The organism is Dickeya zeae NCPPB 2538 (assembly GCF_000406165.1).
In the GTDB taxonomy this organism is placed as follows: Bacteria; Pseudomonadota; Gammaproteobacteria; order Enterobacterales; family Enterobacteriaceae; genus Dickeya; species Dickeya zeae.
Map to the genome: position 1 here is coordinate 3384512 of NZ_CM001977.1, position 26539 is coordinate 3411050.

Sequence of the window (26539 nt, forward strand, 5' to 3'; positions counted from 1 at the left end):
ATTCGAACCTCCGACCGCTCGGTTCGTAGCCGAGTACTCTATCCAGCTGAGCTACGGATGCATTTCAAGATTTACTGAAAACTTCTCTTAAATTGTATTGCTGACAACGCTATTGTCATAACGCATCCATTAAATGGTGCATCCGGGAGGATTCGAACCTCCGACCGCTCGGTTCGTAGCCGAGTACTCTATCCAGCTGAGCTACGGATGCAATTTAATGGCGGTGAGGGAGGGATTCGAACCCTCGATGCAGCTTTTGACCGCATACTCCCTTAGCAGGGGAGCGCCTTCAGCCTCTCGGCCACCTCACCGTACCGACACATAATCACTGAATTTCGTTTTCATTCAGCGCTCACCTGTCTGCGTGGCGCACATATTACTTTCCCGGTCTTATAAGTCAAACAATTTTTCCGATATCAGTTCCGTTTGAACACTTCGCACCCAACAAGAACAGATTAACAACAAAAAGCATGCTTTATCGCCAATAAAACAACCAGTTATTCCTATTCACAAAAGCAAATACCGAATAGCCATTTATTGACGGAAATAAGGAAACACAGGGAGCAGAACGAAAAACATTCGAACAACAACAGCGCCTCGTCAACACGAGACGCTATTCAATCAGTAGGAGGTAGGCTGAGATTTCTCTGCCTGAATACGCTGGTAGATCTCTTCACGATGTACAGACACTTCTTTCGGCGCATTAACACCGATACGAACCTGATTGCCCTTTACTCCTAGTACGGTAACCGTAACCTCATCGCCGATCATGAGGGTTTCGCCAACTCGACGAGTTAAAATAAGCATTCTTTGCTCCTTGAAAGATTATAAAGAGTCAGGTCTCTCCGTTCTCCCGTCATTATCCATCATGGTTGGGGAAGACGTAAACCTGGATGACGAAAATGTCTCATCATCGCACTCATTGTTTGTTACTAGTGTTCAGTTTAGTCGATATAAGACAGCTTGCGCTTTTTGTTATCACAACCAGAACTGGTCTCACAGGCCATCTCTGGAGCTCCACAGAAGGCCTGTTCATCAGATCTTGTTTACGGCCATCCTTACCGCAAGCCAAAAACGCCAAAACCACTTAAAGTCATGGCGTTTTTGCCGGGATAACACGTATTTAGTATTTATAGCTTATCAACCACCCAGGCTTCAACGCTGGTCAACGCTGATGGCAACGCATCCACATCACTACCACCTGCCTGGGCCATATCCGGACGACCACCGCCCTTACCGCCGACCTGGTTTGCCACAAAGCCAATCAACTCACCCGCTTTAACACGGTCAGTCAATTCTTTGGTCACACCCGCAATCAGGCTGACTTTACCATCCGCAACTGTCGACAGCACGATCACTGCAGAACCTAGCTGATTCTTCAGATCATCTACCATAGTCCGTAGCAACTTAGGCTCAACGTTGTTCAATTGTGTGACCAGCAACTTCACACCGTTGATCTCTTTCGCCTTACTGGACAGTGAAGAACTCTCCTGAGCGGCCTGCTGTTCCTTCAACTGCTGCAACTCTTTTTCCAGCCCGCGGTTACGCTCCAGCAACGAACGCACTTTGTCAGCCAGAGTGTTGCTATCCCCCTTCACCAGCTGCGTGACTTCATGCAATACATCACTCTGCTCATGTAGGGCAACTATTGCATTTTCACCGGTAACGGCTTCAATGCGGCGGATACCTGCTGCGGTACCAGATTCAGAGACAATCCGGAACAAACCGATATCGCCAGTACGACGAGCATGTGTACCACCGCACAATTCAATGGAAAAATCACCCATCGACAGTACGCGGACATGCTCATCATATTTCTCGCCAAACAGCGCCATCGCACCTTTCGCTCTGGCAGCATCCAACGCCATCACATCCGTATCAATCGACAGATTACGACGAATCTGGGTATTGACGATATCTTCTACCTGACGAATCTGCTCAGGTTTCATCGCTTCTGGATGAGAGAAGTCGAATCGCAGGTAGCTGTCATTGACCAGCGAACCTTTCTGCGCAACATGCTCACCCAAGACCTGGCGCAAAGCTGCATGCAGTAAGTGAGTCGCGGAATGGTTCAGACGAATGCGGTCACGGCGGACATGATCCACTACCGCATTCACCTTATCGTTGACCCGCAAGACACCCCGAGCCAACGAACCAATGTGACCGATTGCCTGGCCGTACTTCTGTGCGTCGGCGACGGAGAAACGGGCAGCAGCAGATACCAGCTCACCCTGATCACCCACCTGACCGCCAGACTCGCCGTAGAATGGCGTTTCGCTCAGAATCACAACCGCATCGTCGCCCGCCTGAATTTCCTGCACGGATTCACCCTGACGGTAGATAGCAACGACTGTCGACTGCTGCTCGGTACGCTCATAACCACAAAACGCGGTAGACGCATCCACGCGGATCAGGCTGTTATAGTCAGCACCAAAGCCGCTGGCATCACGCGCCCGTTGGCGTTGCGCCTCCATGGCACGTTCAAACCCAGCTTCGTCTACTTTCAGATTGCGCTCGCGGCATACATCTGCCGTCAAATCAACCGGGAAACCGTAGGTATCATAAAGACGGAACGCCGCTTCACCGCTCAGCGTATCGCCTTTAAGCTGCTTGATTTCTTCATCCAGCAACAGCAGACCACGTTCCAGTGTGCGGGCAAACTGTTCTTCTTCATTCTTCAGTGCTTGTTCAACCAGGCTTTGCTGACGTTTCAGCTCTTCACCTGCCGCCCCCATCACTTCAATCAGAGTACCGACCAGCTTGTAGAAGAATGTGTCTTTTGCTCCCAGCATATTCCCGTGGCGGATCGCACGGCGAATAATGCGGCGCAGCACATAACCGCGGTTTTCATTCGATGGCATCACGCCATCAGCAATCAAAAATGCACAGGAACGGATATGGTCGGCAATCACGCGCAGCGATTTATTGTTCAGATCATCGGTTCCGACTACCCGGGCTGCTTCGGCGATCAACGTTTTGAATAAATCGATATCGTAGTTGGAGTTCACATGTTGCAGAACAGCGGAAATACGCTCCAGCCCCATGCCGGTATCTACCGATGGTTTCGGCAACGGCAACATCGTACCATCCGCCTGTCGGTTGAACTGCATGAATACCAGGTTCCAGATTTCGATGTAACGATCGCCATCTTCTTCAGGACTTCCCGGCGGTCCCCCCCAGATGTGATCGCCATGATCGTAGAAAATTTCAGAGCATGGGCCGCAAGGGCCGGTATCACCCATTTGCCAGAAGTTATCTGATGCGTACGGTGCGCCTTTATTATCACCGATACGGATAATACGCTCACGCGGGACACCTACCTCGTTGGCCCAAATGTCATAGGCTTCATCATCGGAGGCATAGACCGTAACCCACAGTTTTTCCTTGGGTAAGCCAAACCATTGAGAACTGGTCAACAGCTCCCAGGCATAAGTAATGGCGTCACGTTTGAAATAATCACCGAAGCTAAAGTTACCCAGCATTTCGAAGAACGTGTGATGACGCGCCGTATAGCCCACGTTCTCTAAATCGTTATGTTTACCACCGGCACGGACACAACGCTGAGACGTCGTGGCTCGTACATAGTTGCGTTTATCCAACCCAAGGAAAACATCCTTAAACTGGTTCATCCCGGCATTGGTAAACAACAGTGTGGGATCATTGTTCGGCACCAGCGAACTGCTGGCGACAATCTGATGTCCTTTACTATGGAAAAAGTCGAGAAACGCTTGACGGATCTCAGCGGTGCTCTTGCTCATAATTGTCCTGAAATCAAGCTAAAAGAACAGTCGCGGGCAAGGTGGGTGCAACATACTGACGTGACCGAGCCAAACGCGAACAAAAAGTGGGAATAAGATAAATTTTCTTAGGAGGGAAGTAAAATCCCGTATGCGTTCAATCGGAAAAATTCATATATATCGACTGAATTTCATCGTGGGAAAAGCCGCGATACAGCAAATAACGTTGAACTTTAGCTCGTTCCTTCCAGCTCGTTGGCAATGGTGAGCCAAATTTACGGTTAGCGACTGCTTGAGCTTGTAAATACCAGTCAATATCGCAGGACTGCAGCGCTACACGCTGGATGGATTTGTCGATGCCCCGTTGACTGAGCTCGGAGCAGATACGCTGGCGACCGTATCCCTTACGGCTGCGGCTGCTGATATAACGCTGTGCATAGCGCTCATCATCCAACCAGCCTTGTTGCCGACAGCTAAAGACAGCCTGTTCGACTTGGGTATCAAATTCAGAAAGTACAGCGCAACGTTCTGTACTCTCGCCTTCAAGATCCTCGCGTTCAAGATTCTCGCATTCGAGACTGGATTGTAAATACGCCGCAATCTTGCGGCGTAATTCCATTTCACTGTGATCTCGCACAGCCAGCACATTCATTGCATAGCGGAGTACGTTAGGCATTACCGATTATCCTGAGAACATACTGCCTGCGTAACGACGCTCATTAAAAGTCGTCGTTCAGTTCGCCAGCCGCTTCCTCATTGTACTCGGCACTTTCACTACTGCTGACGCCACCCGATACCACTTCGTTATCTTTATGCAGCAACAATTCGCGCAGCTTCTTGTCGAGTTCGGCAGAGATAGCCGGATTCTCTTTCAGGAAATTACAGGCGTTAGCCTTACCCTGGCCAATTTTGTCACCATTGTAGCTGTACCAGGCACCGGCTTTTTCAATCAGCTTGAACTTCACGCCAAGATCAACCAACTCTCCGAAGGTGTTAATCCCTTCTCCATACAGAATCTGGAATTCAGCCTGCTTGAAGGGTGCAGCAACCTTGTTCTTCACAACTTTAACGCGGGTTTCACTCCCGACAACTTCTTCACCTTCTTTGATAGAGCCGATACGGCGAATATCCAGACGGACAGAAGCATAGAATTTCAGCGCGTTACCACCAGTCGTGGTTTCTGGGTTACCGAACATCACACCAATTTTCATACGGATCTGGTTGATAAAGATCAGCAGTGTATTGGATTGTTTCAGGTTACCGGCCAGCTTACGCATAGCCTGACTCATCATACGAGCCGCCAGCCCCATGTGGGAATCACCGATTTCCCCTTCAATTTCTGCTTTCGGCGTCAGCGCAGCAACGGAGTCCACGATAATGACATCAACGGCACCAGAACGCGCCAGCGCATCACAAATCTCCAATGCCTGCTCGCCGGTATCCGGCTGGGAACACAGCAGATTATCGATATCAACACCCAACTTTTTAGCGTAGATCGGATCCAGCGCATGTTCGGCATCGATGAACGCACAAGTTTTACCTTCACGCTGCGCGGCGGCAATCACCTGCAGTGTCAGGGTCGTTTTACCAGAGGACTCCGGACCGTAAATCTCAACAATACGGCCCATTGGCAAACCACCAACACCCAGTGCGATATCAAGCGACAAGGAACCTGTGGAGATCGTTTCAACATCCATTGAGCGATCCTCGCCCAAACGCATGATAGAACCTTTACCGAATTGTTTTTCGATCTGACCCAGCGCTGCCGCCAGTGCCTTTTGTTTGTTCTCATCAATAGCCATTTTTACTCCTGTCGCGCAGCCTCTGCCGCTGCTTCTACGCTGTTGCTTATTCATGATTCACCGAACTGATGGATGCATTATACTGTATACTCATACAGCATCAAGCCTATTTTATAAAAATCTCTCCAGCAGCGTTTGCAGAGCAAAAGCCACGGCCTGCAACCGAACCTCGTGACGATCACCGTCAAACTGCATCCTCTGAGTGATGATATTGCCGGCTTTATCGCTAAAACCGAACCATACCGTTCCTACCGGTTTATCTGGCGTCCCGCCGTCAGGGCCTGCTATGCCGCTGACGGATACCGCAAAATCGGCTCCGGAACGGCTCTGCGCCCCACGAGCCATTTCCGTCACCACCTCACGGCTTACTGCGCCACATTGTGCCAGCGTATTTTCCTGTACACCGATGAGCGACTGCTTGGCCTGATTGCTATAAGTCACAAAGCCATAGTCAAACCATGCAGAACTGCCGGCCACGTCCGTGATTGCTTTCGCCAGCCACCCGCCGGTACAGGATTCAGCACAGGTTATCTTCGCCTGACGCGCTTTCAGTCGCTCTCCGAGCTGCGCGCTCAGCCGCAATACGTCTTTTTCTGTCATCACGGTATCCCGTTTTATCCATCGCGGCCCAATAGTAAGGGGCCCTTTCTTCTTCAGGGTAACATTTTTCCTTTGAAAACCTTTTTACGTAACAGGAATGCGAAGCCGCGCGCAACATCGTACGGCAGACTGTCGTAGTATTGTCACTGTCTCGGTATATGCTCCACATACAATAATAACGTCGATAGCGTTTTATGACATGCATGCCCCGCCTCGGGGCTTTTTTATTGGTGTGGCAGGGCATAACCGAAGGTATTCGAAAACGGTGCCGCAGTGGCCGTGTCGAACTGCACGGATAAGCGCATTAGCAACACCGATATCTGGCCTTAAAATAATGCAGGCCTGTCAGCTGACAGGCCTGGTGGGAATGGCATCCCGGAAGGTATAAACACTCTTGCTACGCAATACCGTGAGCTACATGGTGGATTAACGCATCAAGCGAGCAGACTACGTTTGCTATTACTGCAGCCTTGCCGGTTGCAGGAACACGCTGGCTCTCGTTCATTTCTGATGGTCTTGATACCAGAAATAGGGCTTACGACAGGGCGACAACGCGGTTGGCAATCAATAATAGACACCTTATTCATTCTTGTTTTTTCATCCCTGGCGGGTAGTTAGCGCGATACATTCACTCTCCCATTTTCACTTTCCCTTTTCGCACTTTTTTACATGCAGTGCGTATTAAAAAACTGACTTACTCTCTCACTCAATTTTATTTATCGGAAGGGAAAACGCCAACATGATACTGGCAAAAAAATATTTTTAATTTCCATCATGATTGTTCCCATCTAAATTATATTTTAGCAAAGAAGCATTGATAACAGATAAAAAAAAGCCCACCATAAAGGTGGGCAAAGCTATTGGGTTTTTCAACAGCAAGGATTTCGTAGTACTGGCACGACAGTTATCCATCCACTGTCTGTTTATAAATTTACCTGACCATTCTTAAAATAACCTTAGTTTTACCTCGAAATCAGCAAAAATTAATAAAAAACGAAAATACGACTCGCTGTTGTTGAAGCAAAAAAAAGCCCACCGCGAGGGTGGGCAAATGACACTATTCTCTGGCATGAAGCATCCTGAAGACACAGGTTGGCGGTTTTCCTCCGCCTGAAAGCTATCCTATGAGATTAAGATTAAGCCAACATTAGGAAAACAAAAAAACAGAATTTTTTAGATATTATTTTTCAGCTCCATTATTCCCCCTTCATCTCTCAACAATCAGGAGAATGTACACAATGAAAATCCTTCTTATTTTCAGACAACCAATACAACAAGCGCCCCCCCAAACCACTTAGGTATAACAAGGAAGAAAAAGAATGAATTCAGCCTACACACCCGCATGTTAACGTATGGCGAGAACAAAAAGGAAAGCCCACCTGACGGTGGGCAAAGAGGCTATATTATTATGAGTAAAACCCTGGTGTTTTGGCGCGGAGAAGTTTTTAACTGAAAACAACATTACACCGGGGAGATTAAATCAACCTTAACAATAAAAATAAAAACCATTTTTTCTGTGATGCTAAAAACATCTACATTACAAATAATTCGAGTTGCAGAAAACACGTCCCCCCTGAATTATAACGGGCGTAAATATAAAAATAAAAACACGCGACTAATAATCATTACCGTTATTATCAAAAAAACAAAAAGCCCATCAGATGATGGGCTAAATAAGAATGAACATCGAAAATAAAATTCTTACTTTACTAACATGGCACAGCAGTCAATTAACACTAATTGAAGTGTAACAGATACCGGCAAATCTGCCCAAAAATCGACCACTATTCTTCATGTTTTGTGAGTGCACGCATTCTCTTTGGCTCTCTGCAAGACATCACCCAGTATCAGAACTACGCGGCTAAGCAACCGAACACAGTCACGCTCAAGTACCGAGACAGCCACATCGCAAAAGCAGGCTTTTATTTTACCGAATTTGCAGGTTCACCCAGCCATCACGTACACTCGCCAAAAGAAATAATGCACCGTATTCTACAGCCCGCGTTGGCCGCCATGTCACCACCGTGTCGACATAATCATTGCGGGACATTGCCTGTTTCGGGCGGCATTGAAGGGAGAAGATACTATGCCATCAACATTCTCACGCAGACCCGGCATGCTGGACAGCCATGCCGATCAGCTCAGCAGTTCGCTGATTATTCGCCAATCGGCTGATGTGCTGTTTGCTTTGTGGCGCAACCCCGAAACACTTCCGGTGTTGATGAACCATGTCGCTCACATCGACATCATTAATCACACCGACTCACTGTGGCGAATGAAAGCCCCCCTTGGCCAGTATATTGAATGGCGGGCTCGTATTGAGGATGAACAGCCCGGTCAGTTTATCTACTGGCGTTCACTCCCCGGAGCCAAAATCCCTAATGAAGGATGCCTTGTCTTTCGCCCTATCCCAAACAGCGAGAATACTGAAGTTACCCTCAGCATCCGGTTTGACCCACCTGGCGGCTTTCTGGGAAGGGCACTCAGTCAGGTATTCCAGCTTTTGCCTAAAGAGATGCTGCACAAAACCTTACTACGCTTTAAGCAGATGGCAGAGCACCCTGGCACCTCGACCTCCTCTAACCAGAATGCATAAAAAACGGGCGGCGAGGAATCCTCAGCCGCCCGTCGTCTTTTACACCCACAACATTATTTCTTGTTGGGCATCATTCTCAAAAGCGTATTGTCACGCACCACATAGTGATGATACAGGGCAGCAATGGCATGGAGCCCCACCAGGAAATACCCTGCATTAGCAATCAGTTCATGAATGCTCAGCAATGTGTGCTTGATATCATCATTTGGATCGGCCGCAAACGGCATCGCAATACCGAATACCGACCAGGCATCACCGCGATAGTACATCCCCAGTACGCCTAATATCGGCAACGCCAGAAACATCAGATATAAAAAGCCATGCACCGCATGGGAAGCAATCACCATCAGGCGATCAGGTTGCGGCGTGATAGGTGGTGTAGCATGAAGGAAACGCTGCACTACACGCAGGATCATCAACACCCAAACGGATACACCGCAACTGTAATGGATTGTCGACATTAGCGCCCTTGCGCTACTTCCGTGCGGAGCAAAACCCCGCAGTTCCATCGCCGCATAGGTCGCCACCACCAGCAGAAACGCCAGCCAGTGCAACAGAATCTGAGATGAATGATACTTGGTCTTCATGGAATTCCTTCTCTGTATTGAGCATACAATCAGTGTGTGTACATAGGACGTATACAGCCTAGCTTCACTCTATTAAGCCAACATTAGTTTTTCGCTCACAATAGCAAGACTTTTTGATAAACCCAAAAATCTTATGGGCAAAAAAATCCCGCCTTGATGGAAGGCGGGAAAAAAACTACTACTCTCTGACAGGGATGAATAACACAACATCAACAAGGGTTGAGACAAACATTACCAGTTGCAGTGTATAGAACTGTCATCAGTCAGTAAGGTTGATTGGTAGGATGTAAGTCGAATTTGGCGTGGATATCATCATTTTACCGGGTATATCGGAGAAGGACGCAGACATCGTGTAGGGGATAGATGAAAAACGGCCGACGCTTGCCGGCCGCACGTCTGACTAACGGGTATTGATTAGCGCCGACTGTCTACCAACATTCTCACCGCCAGCGCCGCCAGTACCGTTCCCATCAGCCAGCGTTGCACTCGTTGCCACAACGGGCGTTCAGCCAGAAACGCAGCGATATACCCCGCGACCATGACAAGCGAGGCATTAACCGTCATGCTGATGAGTATCTGGGTGACACCAAGCGTTAATGACTGCCCCAGGACATTACCCTGCTCCGGGCGGATGAACTGCGGCAGAAGGGACAGATAAAGCACAGCAGCTTTCGGATTAAGCAGGTTGGTGACCAGCCCCATCACGAACAAGCGACGATTACTGTCAGGCTTAAGTTGTCTCAACTGGAAAGGCGATGCGCCACCCCGTACAGCCTGCCAGGCCAGCCATAGCAAATAGAGTGCGCCAGCAATTCGCAGCGCATCGTAAGCTAATGGCACCGCCATGACTATCGCCGTAATACCGAGTGCAGCGGCGGTCATATAGAACAAAAACCCCAATGCCACCCCAGATAACGATACCAGACCAGCCCGACGCCCCTGACACACGGTGCGAGAAAGCAGATAAATCATATTAGGGCCTGGTGTTAACACCAACCCCAGCGCAATAGCAGCAAACGGTAACCATTGAGACACACTCACCATTACTCACCTCAATCACACAGCCTGTCAGGTAAAACGATTATTTACGTCCCAAACCTGCCTGAACCCACGTTCAGTGCAGACTAACGTCCGATCCGCTCTGCCAGTACACCGCCGCCACGATCACTCCTCCGGTGGATAACGGTAATCCCACCGGAAAAAGCCGTGATCCTGAAATGAACCAGACAGTAACGACTGCTTTCGTGTTTTGACATAATTTGGCGGTGGACAGGTGACATTGCACATCCAATATCCCGGAAACCACGCCTCCATACCGGGCAGTCGCGCCATCTCCGTGTCGAACGGATTCAATTCCGGCAACGAGTAGTAAACAAACTCGCCAATAGAGTGCTCAATCCATTCTTCAGCACTCCCCATTTCCGATAACGGGTTAGGGTGCAATGGCGAGTGAGCCAAATCGACAAACTCTCTGACGTGATTCATCGACCAGCCACAAAACTCCAACGCGCGGGGTCGCTCCGCCATTTCGTACAGGCGGTCGACCGAGACTATCGGTAGCGGATCTGGCTGCTCAGGGAAAAATTCATTGTGCTTTTGCAGGCATAACAATAGGTAGGACGCCACCAGCGCCCCCAGCTCATGGATAACCAGCGCCGGATGCTCCCCCGCCCCGCCGCCAATAATCAAATTGTCGGGTGTACATGAAAAATCATCCTCACCCCAAGGCGAATCCGCCACTTCTTCCAGCGGATGATAGATTGGCAGCCCGTTCAGGAAACCAACCAGTTCGTGTTTGATGGTATCGATGTAGCTCATGGTTACCGGCTTTTAAACAGTCATCAAGACAGATATCAGCGGGCACGGCCCGGGTGATGCTCTTCGCAGAGTACACTGTGTTTATCGCCTTCTCCACACCAATCTTTATCACCCAAAAGGTGACCTGCGCCGATAACCCCACACAGAAACAGCAGAATAAAAAATCGAAAAAAAGCAAAAATCAGGATGCAAACCAATATGGTTAGATTAAAAGAAAAAAAGTTAATCCATTAAAATGATAGTTATCGATATTTACTATAAGTTTTCATTCCAATTACCACGCGCTAGCCTGCCTGTCATGGCTGTATCTTTATTCACAACACAGGAAGAGACCCATGAAACAGAAAGTCGCATTGGTCACTGGCGCGGGCCAGGGAATCGGCCGGGCCATCGCTATCCGTCTGGCAAAAGATGGTTTTGCCGTAGCGGTCGTGGATTACAACGGTGATACCGCAGGCCAGGTAGCGCATGAAATCAAGCAGCACGGTGGCAACGCTATCGCAATCACCGCGGATGTCTCAGACCGTGACCAGGTATTTAATGCGGTTCGTACCGCACACAAACAATGGGGTGGTTTTCACGTTATCGTCAATAACGCCGGTATCGCGCCTACCACGCTGATTGAAGACATCACGCCGGAAATCGTTGATAAGGTTTACAACATCAATGTGAAAGGCGTTATCTGGGGAATACAGGCTGCGGTAGAAGCCTTCAAAGCCCAGGGACAGGGAGGCAAAATCATCAATGCCGCCTCTCAGGCTGGTCATGTCGGTAATCCAGAATTAGCGGTTTACAGTTCCAGTAAATTCGCCGTGCGCGGCCTGACCCAAACCGCCGCCCGCGATTTAGCGCCACTCGGCATTACCGTTAACGCGTATTGCCCAGGTATCGTCAAAACGCCGATGTGGGCAGAGATTGACCGCCAAATTTCCGAAGCCGCAGGTAAACCTCTCGGTTATGGTACGGCTGAGTTCGCCAAACGCATCACGCTGGGTCGTTTGTCCGAACCGGAAGACGTGGCAGCCTGTGTTTCCTATCTCGCCGGCCCTGATTCTGACTATATGACAGGTCAGGCGCTGTTGATTGATGGTGGTATGGTCTTCAACTGATTGACTTAGCGCTACTGCGCCTCGTCACACGGCGAGGCGTGTTCTTCTCATCACCACTATCCGCGCGTCTCCCACAGAGACAACCCCCAAAAACACAGCGCACGTCTCCTGCTATTTCCTGACGCTATCTGTATTCGTGCTCTTGTCTGTGGTCTCTTTCACTCTTTTAACCATTCCCTACTCAGGGCACACCTATTAATTCGATAGAAACAACTGCCATTATCCGTTTTGTCAAAAAAGGTAAAGTAGCCAGGTAGCCGCAGGTTATTGACATGCCCGGCAACAACGGCGGTTATTCATACCGTCGGCCATGAGTACAACCCTATTTCTTACCCGTCATGACGACAGGTCAGGAACAGGGAAAACAGATAAGCCACAATCACCAACAGGGCATCCGTCTTATCAGTGCCTCTGATGGGGGACTTTCTCTGCTGATAGCTTAGAGCAGTGCAATGGAATCACAGCAATAACCAAACCCTATTGTTGATAATAATCATACGGAAAATGAGGAAAGTTATGAGCAATCATGCCGCCATACATCGTATTCCCGGCTGGAAAACACCACTGGCCATCATCTCTTCACTGTTGATAGCCTACCCGGCTCTGTCAGCCACGCTGACGCGTGATAACGGCGCACCGGTGGGTGATAACCAAAACTCGCAAACTGCCGGCCCCAATGGCCCGGTTGTACTGCAGGATGTTCAGTTACTGCAAAAGCTACAGCGCTTTGACCGTGAACGCATTCCAGAACGCGTTGTGCACGCCCGCGGTACCGGTGCACACGGCACCTTTACTGCCACCGAAGATATTTCGGACCTGACCATCGCCGAGGTATTCAAAAAAGGCAGTCAAACGCCGGTATTTGTACGCTTTTCAAGTGTTGTACACGGTAACCACTCCCCAGAAACCTTACGAGATCCGCGTGGTTTCGCTACCAAGTTCTATACCACGCAAGGCAACTGGGATCTGGTAGGCAACAACTTCCCTACCTTCTTTATCCGCGATGCGATTAAGTTCCCGGACATGGTACATGCGTTCAAACCGGATCCGCGGACCAATCAGGATAACGATGGACGCCGGTTTGATTTCTTTTCTCACGTTCCGGAATCGATCCGTACCCTGACCCTGCTCTACTCCAACGAAGGCACACCGGCCAGTTACCGTAATATGGACGGTAACAGCGTTCATGCTTATAAGCTGGTCAATGCCAAAGGCGAGGTGCATTACGTCAAATTTCACTGGAAGACACTGCAGGGCATAAAAAATCTCGACCCCAAACAGGTTGAGGACGTTCAGGCTAAGGATTACAGCCACCTGACTAACGATCTGGTCGCCGCTATAAGCCGTGGCGACTATCCGAAATGGGATCTTTACATTCAGGTACTGACCCCGGGCGACCTGGCTAAGTTTGATTTCGACCCACTGGATGCCACCAAAATCTGGCCTGGCGTTCCCGAACGTAAAATCGGCCAGATGGTACTGAACAAAAACCCGGATAACTACTTCCAGGAAACCGAGCAGGTTGCCATGGCACCGGCGAATCTGGTTCCGGGTATCGAGCCGTCTGAAGACCGTCTGTTACAAGGCCGACTGTTCTCGTACGCCGATACCCAGATGTACCGGTTGGGCGCGAACGGCCTGAGCCTGCCAATCAATGCTCCGCTGAAAAAGGTCAACAACATCAATCAGGATGGCAGTTTGAATAGTGGCCACACGCAAGACAACGGGGTGAACTACCAGCCAAGCCGGTTGTATCCACGCGAAGAGTTGGTGTCTGCTCGCTACAGCCAGACACCGCTAAGCGGCACTACCCAGCAACGTAAAATTCAGAAAGAGCAGAACTTCAAACAGACTGGCGAGCTGTATCGCTCTTACAGTAAGAAAGATCAGGATGATCTGGTTCAGAGCTTGGGGTCTGCGCTGGCGATGGCGGATACCGACAGTAAAACCATCATGCTTTCCTACTTCTATAAAGCTGATGCTACCTACGGTACCCGCCTGACCAGTGTCGCCAAAGGCGATCTGAGCAAAGTTCAGTCACTGGCCAGCAAACTGGCTGATTAACGGAACGCCGTCGCCCGGCTGCGCGGCGGGCGACGCCAACGACCAGGGAATCGTCATCATGAAATCATTTCGCCTCTTTGTTTGCCTGCTGGCACTCATTCAGACAACCGCACAGGCACAACCGCCCGTGTCTATTACAGAGCCATCGAATTCAGCCGTCGCAGCACCGGCTGCACACGCAACTGATGAAAGGCAAGTGCAGAACCAGCTTAATCAGTACCTGTGGGATGCGGCCCGTACCGGTAATGATGCCGTACTCCAGGAGTTCATCAACGCGGGTTATAACCTTAATACCCGTGATGAAAAAGGCTATACGGCAGTCATTCTGGCGGCTTACCACGGCCACTACGACACGGTTTCATTGTTGCTCAATCATGGTGCTGACCCCTGCTTGCAGGATAGTCGTGGCAATACCGCACTGATGGGCGCTGTATTTAAAGGCGAGCTGAAGATTGCCAACTTGTTGCTGAACGCAAAATGTAGCCCGGATACCCGTAATAACGCCGGACAGACTGCAGCGATGTATGCTTCGCTGTTTCAGCGCACAGAAATTCTTAAGGCATTACAGGAAAAAGGGGCGGATATGAATGCTACCGATGCTATGGGCAACAGTGTGCAGGCATTAGGCAAGGGTGAAGTGAAAGGGCAATAATCGACACGTATCAACGAAAATGACACGCCCCGCATGAACGAACTACCTTCAGGCGGGGCGTGTGATATCAGACTGGGTTAGCATTATTCAGTCATCCCATTTGGGGCTCAGAAACGCGGCCAAAAATCCCGGTACAACGATAACGGCCAGTATCGCCAAATAAACCGTCACTTGTTCGAACATAACAACCTCCTACGTCAGCATGTAAAACGACCTCATGGTTCCACTACAGATGCATTCAACGACCATTCGACGACAACTTCACTCACTACACAGTGATTCTATCGGCCGAACGTTAAGCAAACATTAACGTCTCTTTAATAGATAAGAAATCGGATCAGGACGAAAGCACTCACACAGAGCAACCTCGTTCGCTTATTCCAACACCTGATAAAACCACTGGTAGCCAATCGGGTATACCAAATCAACAAAAAAACATTATTTTTTAATGTGTTATCGGTATGCAGTACAGATTTCATCATATCCAGAATTATACGCATGAGCATATATTATTGGTGTAATGAATCTTATTGATAATAATAAAAACCTATATTTATTGTCAGCAATACCCGCTGAAGGAAAAGAATGTCATTTTTTCGGTGATATGACTGACAATACTTTTCAAATGGTCAGCGCTCACTATTCACGCCATTAATTCACTGATCTGATAACAAGAATTAAAATCGATTAATACTGAATGACATTTACCCCCCAATAATTCTTACAGCGTTAATCCATAATTACCCCCTTTATTAAGCGTGGTGTAACATAGCTAAACGGCACCTTAAATATCCATATCGCAGCCGCATACCAGAAGCAGAAAATGAGCCCCCGGTCAGGGCACCAAAACTCGCTACTTTTCACCAGAACCGATAAATATCACGATTTAAAAAAAACATGACGCCGCTAGCAGAATACAGCACTCATCTACCCCATAGCGAAAAAATGACCTAAAACAATATTTGCGTGGGGTCACAGATTCCCCGCTGATGGCGATTTTATCCATAAGATCAGCGAATACGGCCTGACCCTCTTCCCTCGGCAAAAACTACTGTTTTGTCATGAGTCGCTGGAAGAGGAAAAATAATCACGCCTGCCGTACCCCAAGACGGGGGCAATCCTGAATACCGAATAACACCATTGTCCCTGAAAATGAAAAACCGATAGCCAATGATTACCAGAGAGGACACTTTTATGTGGAAACGCGTCATTTTAGCTTCAGCTGTGTGTGCGTCCCTGTCATCGGTCGCGCTGGCCGCACCATTAACGGTGGGGTTTTCTCAAGTCGGCTCGGAATCAGGCTGGCGCGCAGCTGAAACGACCGTAGCCAAAGAACAGGCCAAAGCGCGCGGAATTAACCTGAAAATTGCCGACGCCCAACAAAAACAGGAAAACCAAATCAAAGCCGTGCGTTCTTTCATCGCGCAGGGAGTGGACGCTATTTTCATCGCCCCTGTTGTGGCGACTGGCTGGGAGCCGGTATTGAAGGAAGCCAAAGAAGCCAAGATCCCGGTTATTCTGCTGGACCGCGGCATTGACGTCAAAGATGACTCACTGTATCTCACCACGGTACGCGCCGATAATATTAAGGAAGGGGCATTAATTGGCGAGTGGCTGATTAAAACTGAAAACGGCAAAAACTGTAATGTTGTTCAGTTAGAAGGCACCGTCGGCGCAAGCGTTGCTATTGACCGTAAAAAAGGGTTTGAAGACGCTATCGCCAAAACACCGACTATTAAAATTATCCGTTCCCAGTCCGGCGACTTTACCCGTAGCGGCGGCAAACAGGTTATGGAAAGTTTTATCAAGTCAGAAAATAACGGCAAAAATATCTGCATGGTTTTCGCCCATAACGATGACATGGTGATCGGTGCCATTCAGGCCATTAAAGAAGCAGGGTTAAAACCGGGCAAAGATATTCTGACCGGGTCTATTGACGGTGTACCGGATATTTTCCGTGCCATGCTGGCAGGCGAGGCAAATGTCTCGGTTGAACTGACGCCAAATATGGCCGGACCGGCGTTTGACGCACTGGAGAAATATAAAAAGGATGGCACGCTGCCTGCCAAACTGATTCTGACACCGTCCACCTTATTTAAACCAGACAGCGCACAGGCCGAGCTCGATAAGAAAAAGAACATGGGATATTGATCGTTTATACCCTAAATAATTCGAGTTGCAGGAAGACGGCAACCGAGTGAATCCCCAAGAGCTTACATAAGTAAGTGACTGGGGTGAGTGAGGGCAGCCAACGCACCTGCAACTTGAAGTATAACGGGTATGTCGTCAGCCCACGTCCTGCCATGGCACTACCACTGCCATGGCAGGACATCACCTGTTTTGTAAGGAAAAATCGCATGAACGATTTCGACAACCAGGAAATCTTGCGTACGGAAGGGCTGAGCAAAATTTTTCCCGGGGTTAAAGCGCTGGATAAAGTCGATTTCAGCCTGAGGCGCGGGGAAATCATGGCGCTGCTGGGAGAAAATGGTGCCGGAAAATCCACGCTGATTAAAACACTCACTGGGGTGTATCAACGTGACGCGGGCGCTATTTATCTCGAAGGGCAGTCTATCTCGCCTAAAAATACGGCTCATGCCCAACAACTGGGCATCGGTACGGTGTATCAGGAAGTCAACCTGCTACCCAATTTATCGGTGGCGGATAATCTGTTTATCGGTCGCGAACCCAGGCGCTTCGGATTATTACAACGTACCGAGATGGAAAAACGTGCGGCGGCGTTGATGTCCTCCTACGGTTTTGAGCTGGATGTGCGCGAACCACTGAACCGCTTTTCTGTCGCGATGCAGCAAATCGTCGCCATTTGTCGCGCCATCGACTTGTCTGCCAAGGTGTTGATCCTTGATGAGCCGACCGCCAGTCTTGATACTCAGGAAGTGGAAATGCTCTTTACCCTGATGCGCCAGCTGCGCGATCAGGGCGTCAGCCTGATCTTCGTGACCCACTTTCTCGAGCAGGTTTATCAGGTGACCGATCGCATCACGGTTCTGCGCAACGGTGCTTTCGTCGGTACCTGTGAAACCGCCTCGCTGCCACAAATAGAACTGGTAAAAATGATGCTGGGCCGCGAGCTGGAGCAGAATGCGCTGCAACGTGCCGGACGTACGCTACTGAGCGACAAGCCGGTGGTGGAATTCAAAGGGTACGCTAAAAAAGGTGTGATTGAGCCATTCGAACTGGCGGTTCGGCCGGGTGAAATCGTCGGTCTCGCCGGATTGTTAGGCTCCGGGCGGACAGAAACCGCCGAGGTGATTTTTGGTATCAAACCAGCCGACCGGGGCGAAGCGGTGATCAAAGGTAAATCCCAGACGCTGCGCTCGCCACATCAGGCCTCCTGCCTTGGCATCGGCTTTTGCCCGGAAGACCGTAAAACCGACGGTATCATCGCTGCCGCCTCGGTGCGGGAAAATATTATTCTGGCGTTGCAGGCCCAACGCGGCTGGCTGCGCCCGATCCCCCGCAAGGAGCAGATGGCGATTGCCGAGCGATTCATCCGTCAGTTGGGTATCCGCACCCCCAGTACCGAGCAACCTATCGAATTTCTATCCGGCGGGAATCAACAGAAAGTGCTGCTGTCTCGCTGGCTACTGACCAAACCGCAATTCCTGATCCTGGATGAACCCACACGCGGCATCGACGTCGGCGCTCACGCCGAGATCATCCGGTTGATCGAAAGCCTGTGTGCCAACGGGCTGGCGCTGCTGGTCATCTCGTCCGAACTGGAGGAGTTGGTGGGGTACGCCGACCGGGTGTTGATTATGCGTGACCGGCAGCAGGTGGCGGAAATCCCGCTCGACCAGCTATCCGTTTCCGCCATCATGAATGCCATCGCGGCATAAGGAGGGCATGGTGATGCCTCGATCACTGATCAAACCGGGCTCCGATAAGCGCCCGTTCCGTTGGCCATCGATGCGGTTTTCACAAGGCATGCCGCAGATAGCCGCGCTGGTGCTGGTGTTGCTGGTAGACAGCCTGGTATCCAGCCACTTTTTCCAGATAGTGGTGCAGGATGGTCGCCTGTTCGGTAGTCCCATCGATATCCTTAACCGTGCTGCACCGGTAGCCTTGCTGGCGATCGGCATGACGCTGGTCATTGCCACCGGCGGCATCGATCTGTCCGTCGGGGCCATTATGGCGATTGCCGGTGCAGTGGCCGCCTCGCTGACCGTTCAGGGCTACAGCCTGACGGTGGTACTGCTGGCCGCACTCGGTGTCGGCATGCTGGCAGGCCTGTGGAACGGGATTCTGGTAGCGATTTTGAAGATCCAGCCGTTTGTCGCCACCCTCATCCTTATGGTGGCTGGTCGCGGTATCGCGCAGTTGATTACCGCCGGGCAAATTGTCACCTTCAACTCGCCGCCGCTGGCCTGGCTCGGTAGCGGTGCGCTGTTCTACTTCCCAACGCCTATCATCATCGCGTTGGTCACCTTGATTCTGTTCTGGCTGCTGGTGCGGCGTACCGCATTGGGGTTGTTTATTGAATCAGTGGGGATCAACATCCGGGCAGCGAAAAACGCCGGGGTCAGTACCCGCGCGATGGTGACCATGACGTATATCCTGAGCGGGTTATGTGCCGCCATCGCCGGGGTCATCGTCACCGCCGATATTCGGGGGGCTGATGCCAACAACGCCGGTCTGTGGCTGGAGATGGATGCCATTCTCGCCGTGGTGATCGGTGGTGGTTCGCTGATGGGCGGCCGCTTCAACATGGTGCTTTCCGTGTTAGGCGCGCTGATTATTCAGGGCATGAACACCGGGATTCTGCTGTCCGGCTTTCCACCGGAGCTCAATCAGGTGGTGAAAGCCGTCGTGGTATTGTGCGTACTGATCGTCCAGTCGCCACGTTTTGTGACCTTGCTGAAAGGAGCTCGCCGCCATGATAAAGCGTAACTTGCCGCTGATGATCACCCTGGCGGTATTCGTGCTCGGGTATCTGTACTGCCTGGCGCAATTTCCAGGTTTCGCCTCCACACGCGTTATCTGCAACATTCTTACCGATAACGCTTTTCTGGGTATTGTCGCCGTCGGCATGACTTTTGTGATTCTCTCCGGCGGTATCGACCTGTCCGTCGGCTCGGTGATTGCATTTACCGGTGTGTTTCTCGCCAAAGCTATCGGCGTGTGGGGGCTGTCCCCCCTGGTGGCGTTCCCGCTGATTTTAGTGATGGGATGCGCCTTTGGCGCGTTTATGGGCTTGCTCATCGACGCGCTAAAAATCCCGGCGTTTATCATCACACTGGCGGGGATGTTCTTCCTGCGTGGTGCCAGTTATCTGGTGTCGAAAGAATCGCTGCCTATCAACCACCCTATCTATGAAACACTCTCCAGTCTGGCGTGGACGATTCCCGGCGGCGGTCGGCTTAGCGCCATGGGACTACTGATGCTGATGGTGGTTGTCGTCGGCATCGTGCTGGCACGCTATACCCGTTTCGGTAACCAGGTCTATGCCATCGGTGGCAACAGTACCTCCGCTAACCTGATGGGTATCTCTACCCGCAGTACTACCCTTCGTATTTATATGTTGTCGACCGGGCTGGCGACCCTCGCCGGGATCGTATTTTCCATTTACACCTCAGCGGGTTATGCGCTGGCAGGGGTCGGCGTCGAGCTGGATGCCATTGCCTCGGTGGTGATCGGCGGTACGCTACTGAGCGGCGGTGTCGGCACCGTACTCGGGACCCTGTTCGGCGTGGCGATCCAAGGCTTGATCCAGACCTACATCAACTTTGACGGCACGCTAAGTTCCTGGTGGACCAAGATAGCCATCGGCATATTGCTGTTTGTGTTCATCGCCTTGCAACGCGGCCTGACCGCACTGTGGGAAAACCGCCAGAACGCCCCGGTCAAACGTGTCGCTCCGCACGGATAACGACACTACAACGCCTCCCAAACGTAGGTGTGAGACGCCTCCCCGATCTCACCCTACGTTTGTACTCGTCTGACACCACCTCTCGTACCGTTGAACCCTACGCTGTATGTTGTCAGCAGCAAACTTGCCATCGGCCAGAATACGCCTATGTTTGAATACAGGGGCCGCGCATAGTTGTCATCGGGCAATGACCCGACATTCATACCCATAGCGCTTTCCCCCTTGCCACCCTTCGCTTTCCTTTCCCCACACCACCAGGTTGTACGTTGTTCGCACATAACGAGATGAAGCTACCGTCAGCACGGCAGTTAGCCTGTGCAACGGTTTTTCCGGGTGGTGACACATTGATTGTTCGACATTGACACGTCTATTGAATTGACACGTTCTATCGAGAGGAAATGCCATGACTCACACCAAAAGCCATACAGCAAGCACGCCTGAAGCAGAACAGTCGCCACACTACGAAAGCAGCGGGCACAGCCTGCTGACGCTGGATAACGCCGGGCCAATCCAGATGGGATTTTGGGTGCCCAACCGGGTATGGGCCACCGCCAAATTCTTGATGCCACTGCGCGAGCATATCGCCAACAAGAAGCAAACCAATACCCTGGCCCCCATGCAGCCGGTGCTTCAGAATTTTAAAAACTGGGTGACCAACCACAGTGTCTACCGCATGTGGCTCAATAGCATGATCGAACAATCCAACGCCTATGTGGCTTCGCTGCCTGAATCCACCCGCAAGGAGATCAGCGACGATGGCGACGCCACCTGGATAGACAGCTACGACAGCTTCTTTGAGATCCTCAACGAAATCATTACTACCTCGCCGTCATTCAACACCACCGCACAAGTCGGGACACCGATGAATGCGTTTCTGGCCGTGGCGATGGGAACAGAAGCGGGCGTGGCGCTGTTCCACGACGCGACGTTCAATCAGCAGTTTCGTCAAGTGCTGGATGCCTGGAACAGTTTCCTGAAAAGCAGCGCCTCACTCGATAAACTCGATATCGCACAACCGGAAAAACCCGGTTCCTGGATCTCCAAAGCCGCCTATCAGGCCGGTGTCTGGAACCAGATGCAGCACGACCCCAACTTGCAAGGTTACGGCTTCGCCAGTTGGAACGATTTCTTTATCCGTCAGTTCGTACCCGGCGCACGCCCCTTTAAAGGCGATCCCAACACCCAGATAGACATCGGCTGTGAAACCACGCCGTGGCGCTATGCCGACCAGTTGCAACTGGAGAGCCGGTTTTGGGTCAAAGACATCCCTTATTCGCTGCTCGATCTGTTCGGCGGCCAGCGGCAATGGGCCAGGCTGTTCGAGGGCGGGCAACTCTATCAAGGGTTCCTTTCTGCGACGCACTATCATCGCTGGAACGCGCCGCTGGACGGTTTTCTGGTACGCTCCTGGGTTGAACCGGGGACTTACTTTGCTCAGCGTCCCGGACAGGGCGAAAATCAGGGCACCTGGGAAGGCACCGAGTCGCAACCCTACCTCGGCCATGTGGCCGCGCGCGCGGTGTTTATCTTCCGGCACAAGACCTGCGGCTACGTGGCGCTCATCTGCATCGGCATGGTGGAAGTGTCCAGCTGCGTGATCGAACCCAGCACCTTTATCGTTGAAGAGAGTGCCGAACCGGTCAGTATCACCCGCGGCGTCGAAATCGGTCACTTCGAGTTCGGCGGTTCGACTCACATGATGATCTTCCAAAAAGATCGGGTCGCGTTGGAAAAATGGGCTATCGATGCCGTCAGTCACCGCAACGATAAAAATCCCATCCCGCTGGGCAGCGTGATCGCCACCGCGCTGCACAACAAAGGCTAATCAGCGCTCACACCGGGCTCCGGCTGCGGTCGGGGCCAGTTTCTCCGTTGGGGCCGCCCCCTCCTCGACGATATCTTTTCTGTTAATCGACGGTTCTTTTTTCGTGATCGCTTTCAACCTTTACGCCGACTTGCCGAATTTTGTTATTCGCTTTGACCTGCCATTGCCACAATGACCACAAGTCAACACAGGAAGCACCGGGCCGCCGCCGTCAGAATAGGCGCGACATGAAAGAATGGAAGGGTTCTCTCAAGGATGAGATTTCCCCCAGGCGCAATACAGGCAATCCGTCTGTCGCCTCATGCTGGGATAGTCGTCTTCGCGCGTACCGACCCCAGCCCGACCTGCATAAGACACCGAATCCGCATCCGTACTTTTAACCACAACATGGCTTTTTACCACAACCTGCCTGCTCACCCCGATAAAGACGGTGATCAACGTGGTTTAAACAGGTGACATAACTAGAGGATAAACCCTATGGAACACTCCGTGATCGAACCGACTGTACCGATGCCCATGCCTGCAATGTTTGACGCACCGAGCGGCATTTTCGACTCGCTTGATGACGCCGTTCAGGCCGCCGCGTATGCGCAACAACAGTTGAACAGCGTCGAGCTGCGTCAACAGGTGATTAAAGCCATTCGGGTCGCTGGCGAGCGTTATGCCCAGGTGCTGGCGGAAATGGCCGTGGCCGAAACCGGCATGGGCCGTGTGGTCGATAAATACATCAAAAACGTGTCACAGGCGCGCCATACACCAGGGATCGAATGCCTGTCGGCGGAAGTACTGACCGGTGATAATGGGCTGACGCTGATTGAAAATGCCCCCTGGGGTGTGGTTGCGTCGGTCACCCCGTCAACCAACCCGGCCGCAACCGTTATCAATAACGCCATCAGTATGATAGCCGCCGGTAACAGCGTGGTGTTCGCCCCGCATCCGTCAGCGAAAAACGTATCGCTGCGCACCATCAGCCTGCTCAATAAAGCCATCGTCGCCACCGGCGGCCCGGAGAACCTGCTGGTTAGCGTTTCCGACCCTAACATCGAAACCGCGCAACGCCTGTTTCGCTACCCCGGTATCGGCCTGTTGGTGGTCACCGGCGGCGAAGCGGTGGTGGAAGCGGCGCGCAAACATACCGACAAACGGCTGATCGCCGCCGGGGCGGGTAACCCACCGGTGGTGGTAGATGAAACGGCGGATATTCCGAAAGCGGCTCGCGCGATTGTTAAAGGTGCCTCATTCGACAACAACATTATCTGTGCCGATGAGAAGGTGCTGATCGTGGTGGACAGTGTGGCTGATGCCCTACTGGAAGAAATGCAACGCAATCATGCCGTGCTGCTCACGCCAGCACAAACTGAGCAGTTGCTACCAGCACTGCTGAGCGACATCGACGAGCAGGGTAAAGGTCGCGTCAACCGCGACTATGTCGGCCGTGATGCCACGAAACTGGCTGAAGCCATCGGGCTTGAGGTCAACGAATATACCCGTTTACTGCTGGCTGAAACCGATGCCAGCCATCCGTTTGCTGTCACCGAACTGATGATGCCGGTACTGCCGGTGGTGCGGGTGAAAAACGTGGATGAGGCCATTGCGCTGGCACTCAAACTGGAAAATGGCTGCCGCCACACTGCTGCGATGCACTCCACCAATATCAGGAACTTAAATCGCATGGCTAACGCCATCAACACCAGTATTTTCGTCAAAAATGGCCCTTGTATCGCCGGGTTGGGGCTGGGTGGTGAAGGCTGGACATCGATGACCATCTCGACGCCGACCGGTGAAGGTGTCACCTCTGCTCGCACCTTTGTGCGCCTGCGACGCTGTGTGCTGGTGGATATGTTCCGTATCGCCTGACGATGGTGTATTACCCAAACAGGTTTGCCGCGCGGTTGCCGTTGGTCCATGACCAGCGGCAATACCACAGCGCAACAGCCGATTAAGGAGATAAACAGGGGTCAGGCGATGAGGGCATAAGCCGTACCGAAGTGGGAGACGCCGAAAATTAGGTCGTACCAGAGAACAGGGAAAGTGTGCTTTAGCGCCTGTTCCTCGCCGGCTGAATACCGTATAACGGGGAATGCTTTGGTCTGTCCAGGCTTCATCCATCGATATGGTGTGACATGATACGGTGTGACCATACGCTCTGGCAGACCCCGCCCGACATTGTCAAGGAGGTGAGCTGACGATGAAACACAATCCAGTTAACCTGCATCATCTGGATACAGAGCACCGGCTTCCAGCTACAACGCTGATACCGCTGGATGACAGTGTGCACCAGCGCCAGACACAGGACGTTTACGCCCAATCCCGCACCATTACAGACTGGCAGCAGATTTACGATCAGGTATCACCGGGACATTTCAAAGGGGAATTACGCGAGATCCTGCTCGACGGCATCCAGATTTGCCACGAATACACCAATCTGGCACTGCGCCAGTCCTGCATGATATGGCCCGACGCCTTCTGGTTTGGTATTCCGACCCGCCATGCCGGGACCGGCTTTATCGGCTCCCACCCCATCAGCGACAACGCCATCGCGGTCAGCCCAGGGGGGAAGGAGTTCGAACTGAATACGCCAGATGACTACGCCATTCTGGGTGTCGCTATCTCACGTGACGAACTATTGCAGTACACCGATGTGCTGGAAGAGCCGGAACAGCTGACCCGGTTGCTGGCACAAAGCACCACGTTGCTGGTAGAACCTCACAGACGGGAAATCCTCTGGTCGTTTGTACGTGAAGCGCTGTGGTATGGCTGCAACGAACCGCAACGTTTGCAGCACAGCAACGCGGCTAAAGTACTGAAACACAACCTGCTGACCACCGTGATTTCGTTTCTGGAAAGCGCCCAGCCCGCTGATGTCAGCCCATCCCATACCAACAAACGCATCGGTTATCGCAGCCTGATTGGTCGCGCCAGAGAATATGTGCTCAGCCAGCAGTCGGAACCGGTCACGGTGCTTGACCTGTGCCGTCGCCTGCATGTCAGCCGCCGCACGCTGCAAAATGCCTTTTGTGATGTCATGGGATGCGGCCCCAACGCCTGGCTGAAGATGATCCGCCTCAACGCAGTACGCCGCGAATTAGTCAGCCCCTACTCCCATCATCACACCGTACAGGATGCCGCCATGCAATGGGGCTTCTGGCACCTGAGCCAGTTCGCCACGGATTACCAGCGGCTGTTCAATGAAAAGCCATCAGTGACGCTCAAGGCTCGATTAGCAGGATAAAAAAGAGAAGCAGACGCGCAGAGGTGATGAATATCAGGCTCAGTACACAGGGCCGACATGCGTCGGCCCGCTATTTCACTTAATTAGTCTTTCCATTTCTCAATGATGACTTTCACCGTGCCCGAATTGTCAGAGCGTTGCCAGTCCTGAAGATACAGATCGAAACCACCAGTTTGAGGAAACGCGTGAATGATCGCGGCGGCATGCATACCATCATCATTCAGACCGTAGTAGCTGACAGCAGCCGTCTTATCAGCAGTACTCGTGCGATCATACACCATCAGTGCCGCAGATTTTGAACGGGTATTACCGCCCTGCCCTGTTGCATAGTCAACACCATCGGAAGTCGGATCAATGCGAAAACGGTAAACGCCCGATGCAATCGTTGTTTCGTTGTAAGCACTTCCCCCAGGGACAGTATTGTTATATCCATCCAGTGTCACCGTTTTATACGGCTGCCAGCCCGCCAATGCTGAGTAAGAGGCTAATAACGAGGCCGTAGCCACTAGAATTTTTGTCACGTTCTTCACGATTCAATATCCTTATGAATAAGATTAAACAGCTGTCAGATAATTATATAAATACCATTTAAAATCAAATTATTGGATATAACGATTCGTTTTAACC

At 51.4% G+C, this 26539-nt stretch carries 21 protein-coding genes and 3 tRNA genes (1 of these 24 only partly in view); 11 read left to right on the plus strand and 13 right to left on the minus strand.

Features of this window, described 5'->3' with window-relative positions:
- From DZE2538_RS21145 to pncC, 8 genes are all read right to left on the minus strand, one after another.
- Positions 1–61: transfer RNA gene (locus tag DZE2538_RS21145), tRNA-Arg, on the minus strand (it extends 118 nt beyond the left edge of the window).
- A 73-nt stretch (positions 62–134) separates the two neighbouring features.
- Positions 135–211, minus strand: a tRNA-Arg gene (locus tag DZE2538_RS14885).
- Between the two features lie 7 nt (positions 212–218).
- Positions 219–311, minus strand: a tRNA-Ser gene (locus DZE2538_RS14890).
- Between the two features lie 310 nt (positions 312–621).
- Positions 622–807 (minus strand): carbon storage regulator CsrA, encoded by a 186-nt coding sequence (gene csrA / locus DZE2538_RS14895; protein ID WP_005972168.1) that lies wholly within the window; start codon positions 805–807, stop codon positions 622–624.
- Positions 808–1130: 323 nt separating this feature from the next.
- Positions 1131–3758: an alanine--tRNA ligase gene (gene alaS / locus DZE2538_RS14900; RefSeq protein WP_038916678.1), complete on the minus strand. Its 2628-nt coding sequence runs from the start codon at positions 3756–3758 to the stop codon at positions 1131–1133.
- A 136-nt stretch (positions 3759–3894) separates the two neighbouring features.
- The gene (gene recX / locus DZE2538_RS14905) at positions 3895–4413 is read right to left on the minus strand and encodes a recombination regulator RecX (RefSeq protein ID WP_038916679.1); all 519 of its coding nucleotides are present in this window, start codon (positions 4411–4413) and stop codon (positions 3895–3897) included.
- 43 nt (positions 4414–4456) lie between these two features.
- Positions 4457–5539: a recombinase RecA gene (gene recA, locus DZE2538_RS14910; protein WP_038916680.1), complete on the minus strand. Its 1083-nt coding sequence runs from the start codon at positions 5537–5539 to the stop codon at positions 4457–4459.
- A gap of 111 nt (positions 5540–5650) precedes the next feature.
- Positions 5651–6139 carry a nicotinamide-nucleotide amidase gene (pncC, locus tag DZE2538_RS14915; RefSeq protein ID WP_038916681.1) on the minus strand — a complete coding sequence of 163 codons (489 nt, stop codon included), beginning with the start codon at positions 6137–6139 and terminating at the stop codon, positions 5651–5653.
- Positions 6140–8225: 2086 nt separating this feature from the next.
- Here pncC and DZE2538_RS14920 point away from each other — a divergent pair.
- On the plus strand, positions 8226–8735 hold the full coding sequence (locus tag DZE2538_RS14920) for an SRPBCC family protein (protein ID WP_019845291.1): 510 nt from the start codon (positions 8226–8228) through the stop codon (positions 8733–8735).
- Positions 8736–8788: 53 nt separating this feature from the next.
- Here DZE2538_RS14920 and cybB read toward each other — a convergent pair whose 3' ends face one another.
- From cybB to DZE2538_RS14935, 3 genes are all read right to left on the minus strand, one after another.
- A complete protein-coding gene (cybB, locus tag DZE2538_RS14925; RefSeq protein ID WP_038916682.1) occupies positions 8789–9322 on the minus strand; it encodes a cytochrome b561 in 534 nt (177 codons plus the stop codon).
- 414 nt (positions 9323–9736) lie between these two features.
- Entirely contained in the window at positions 9737–10366 is a 630-nt protein-coding gene (locus DZE2538_RS14930) for a LysE family translocator (protein ID WP_026357969.1), read from the minus strand.
- 120 nt (positions 10367–10486) lie between these two features.
- The gene (locus DZE2538_RS14935; RefSeq protein WP_012885831.1) at positions 10487–11140 is read right to left on the minus strand and encodes a hypothetical protein; all 654 of its coding nucleotides are present in this window, start codon (positions 11138–11140) and stop codon (positions 10487–10489) included.
- 335 nt (positions 11141–11475) lie between these two features.
- Here DZE2538_RS14935 and DZE2538_RS14940 point away from each other — a divergent pair, with 335 nt between their 5' ends.
- The 3 genes from DZE2538_RS14940 (at position 11476) to DZE2538_RS14950 (ending at position 14965) form a co-directional block, all read left to right on the plus strand.
- On the plus strand, positions 11476–12249 hold the full coding sequence (locus DZE2538_RS14940) for a (S)-acetoin forming diacetyl reductase (protein ID WP_038916683.1): 774 nt from the start codon (positions 11476–11478) through the stop codon (positions 12247–12249).
- Positions 12250–12765: 516 nt separating this feature from the next.
- The gene (katB, locus tag DZE2538_RS14945) at positions 12766–14313 is read left to right on the plus strand and encodes a catalase KatB (protein ID WP_038914473.1); all 1548 of its coding nucleotides are present in this window, start codon (positions 12766–12768) and stop codon (positions 14311–14313) included.
- A gap of 58 nt (positions 14314–14371) precedes the next feature.
- Positions 14372–14965: an ankyrin repeat domain-containing protein gene (locus DZE2538_RS14950; RefSeq protein ID WP_038916684.1), complete on the plus strand. Its 594-nt coding sequence runs from the start codon at positions 14372–14374 to the stop codon at positions 14963–14965.
- 87 nt (positions 14966–15052) lie between these two features.
- Here the strand turns inward: DZE2538_RS14950 and mgtS are convergent, their stop codons facing one another.
- Positions 15053–15148, minus strand: coding sequence for a protein MgtS (gene mgtS / locus DZE2538_RS20925; RefSeq protein WP_012885835.1), 96 nt, complete (start codon positions 15146–15148; stop codon positions 15053–15055).
- A gap of 1011 nt (positions 15149–16159) precedes the next feature.
- Between mgtS and ytfQ the strand changes: the two genes are divergently transcribed.
- The 7 genes from ytfQ (at position 16160) to eutR (ending at position 25912) form a co-directional block, all read left to right on the plus strand.
- Positions 16160–17116 carry a galactofuranose ABC transporter, galactofuranose-binding protein YtfQ gene (ytfQ, locus tag DZE2538_RS14955; RefSeq protein ID WP_012885836.1) on the plus strand — a complete coding sequence of 319 codons (957 nt, stop codon included), beginning with the start codon at positions 16160–16162 and terminating at the stop codon, positions 17114–17116.
- Between the two features lie 206 nt (positions 17117–17322).
- Positions 17323–18825: a galactofuranose ABC transporter, ATP-binding protein YtfR gene (gene ytfR, locus DZE2538_RS14960; protein ID WP_038916685.1), complete on the plus strand. Its 1503-nt coding sequence runs from the start codon at positions 17323–17325 to the stop codon at positions 18823–18825.
- Between the two features lie 13 nt (positions 18826–18838).
- On the plus strand, positions 18839–19876 hold the full coding sequence (ytfT, locus tag DZE2538_RS14965; protein WP_012885838.1) for a galactofuranose ABC transporter, ATP-binding protein YtfT: 1038 nt from the start codon (positions 18839–18841) through the stop codon (positions 19874–19876).
- Entirely contained in the window at positions 19863–20855 is a 993-nt protein-coding gene (gene yjfF, locus DZE2538_RS14970) for a galactofuranose ABC transporter, permease protein YjfF (protein ID WP_019845279.1), read from the plus strand. The genes ytfT and yjfF overlap by 14 nt, the downstream gene beginning before the upstream one ends.
- 403 nt (positions 20856–21258) lie before the next feature.
- Positions 21259–22680, plus strand: coding sequence for a phosphatidylserine decarboxylase family protein (locus DZE2538_RS14975; protein WP_019845278.1), 1422 nt, complete (start codon positions 21259–21261; stop codon positions 22678–22680).
- A gap of 510 nt (positions 22681–23190) precedes the next feature.
- On the plus strand, positions 23191–24537 hold the full coding sequence (locus DZE2538_RS14980; RefSeq protein ID WP_050568736.1) for an aldehyde dehydrogenase family protein: 1347 nt from the start codon (positions 23191–23193) through the stop codon (positions 24535–24537).
- Between the two features lie 331 nt (positions 24538–24868).
- Positions 24869–25912, plus strand: coding sequence for an HTH-type transcriptional regulator EutR (gene eutR / locus DZE2538_RS14985; protein WP_026357967.1), 1044 nt, complete (start codon positions 24869–24871; stop codon positions 25910–25912).
- An 83-nt stretch (positions 25913–25995) separates the two neighbouring features.
- Here eutR and DZE2538_RS14990 read toward each other — a convergent pair whose 3' ends face one another.
- The gene (locus DZE2538_RS14990) at positions 25996–26442 is read right to left on the minus strand and encodes a hypothetical protein (RefSeq protein WP_038916686.1); all 447 of its coding nucleotides are present in this window, start codon (positions 26440–26442) and stop codon (positions 25996–25998) included.
- Positions 26443–26539 lie beyond the last annotated feature (97 nt).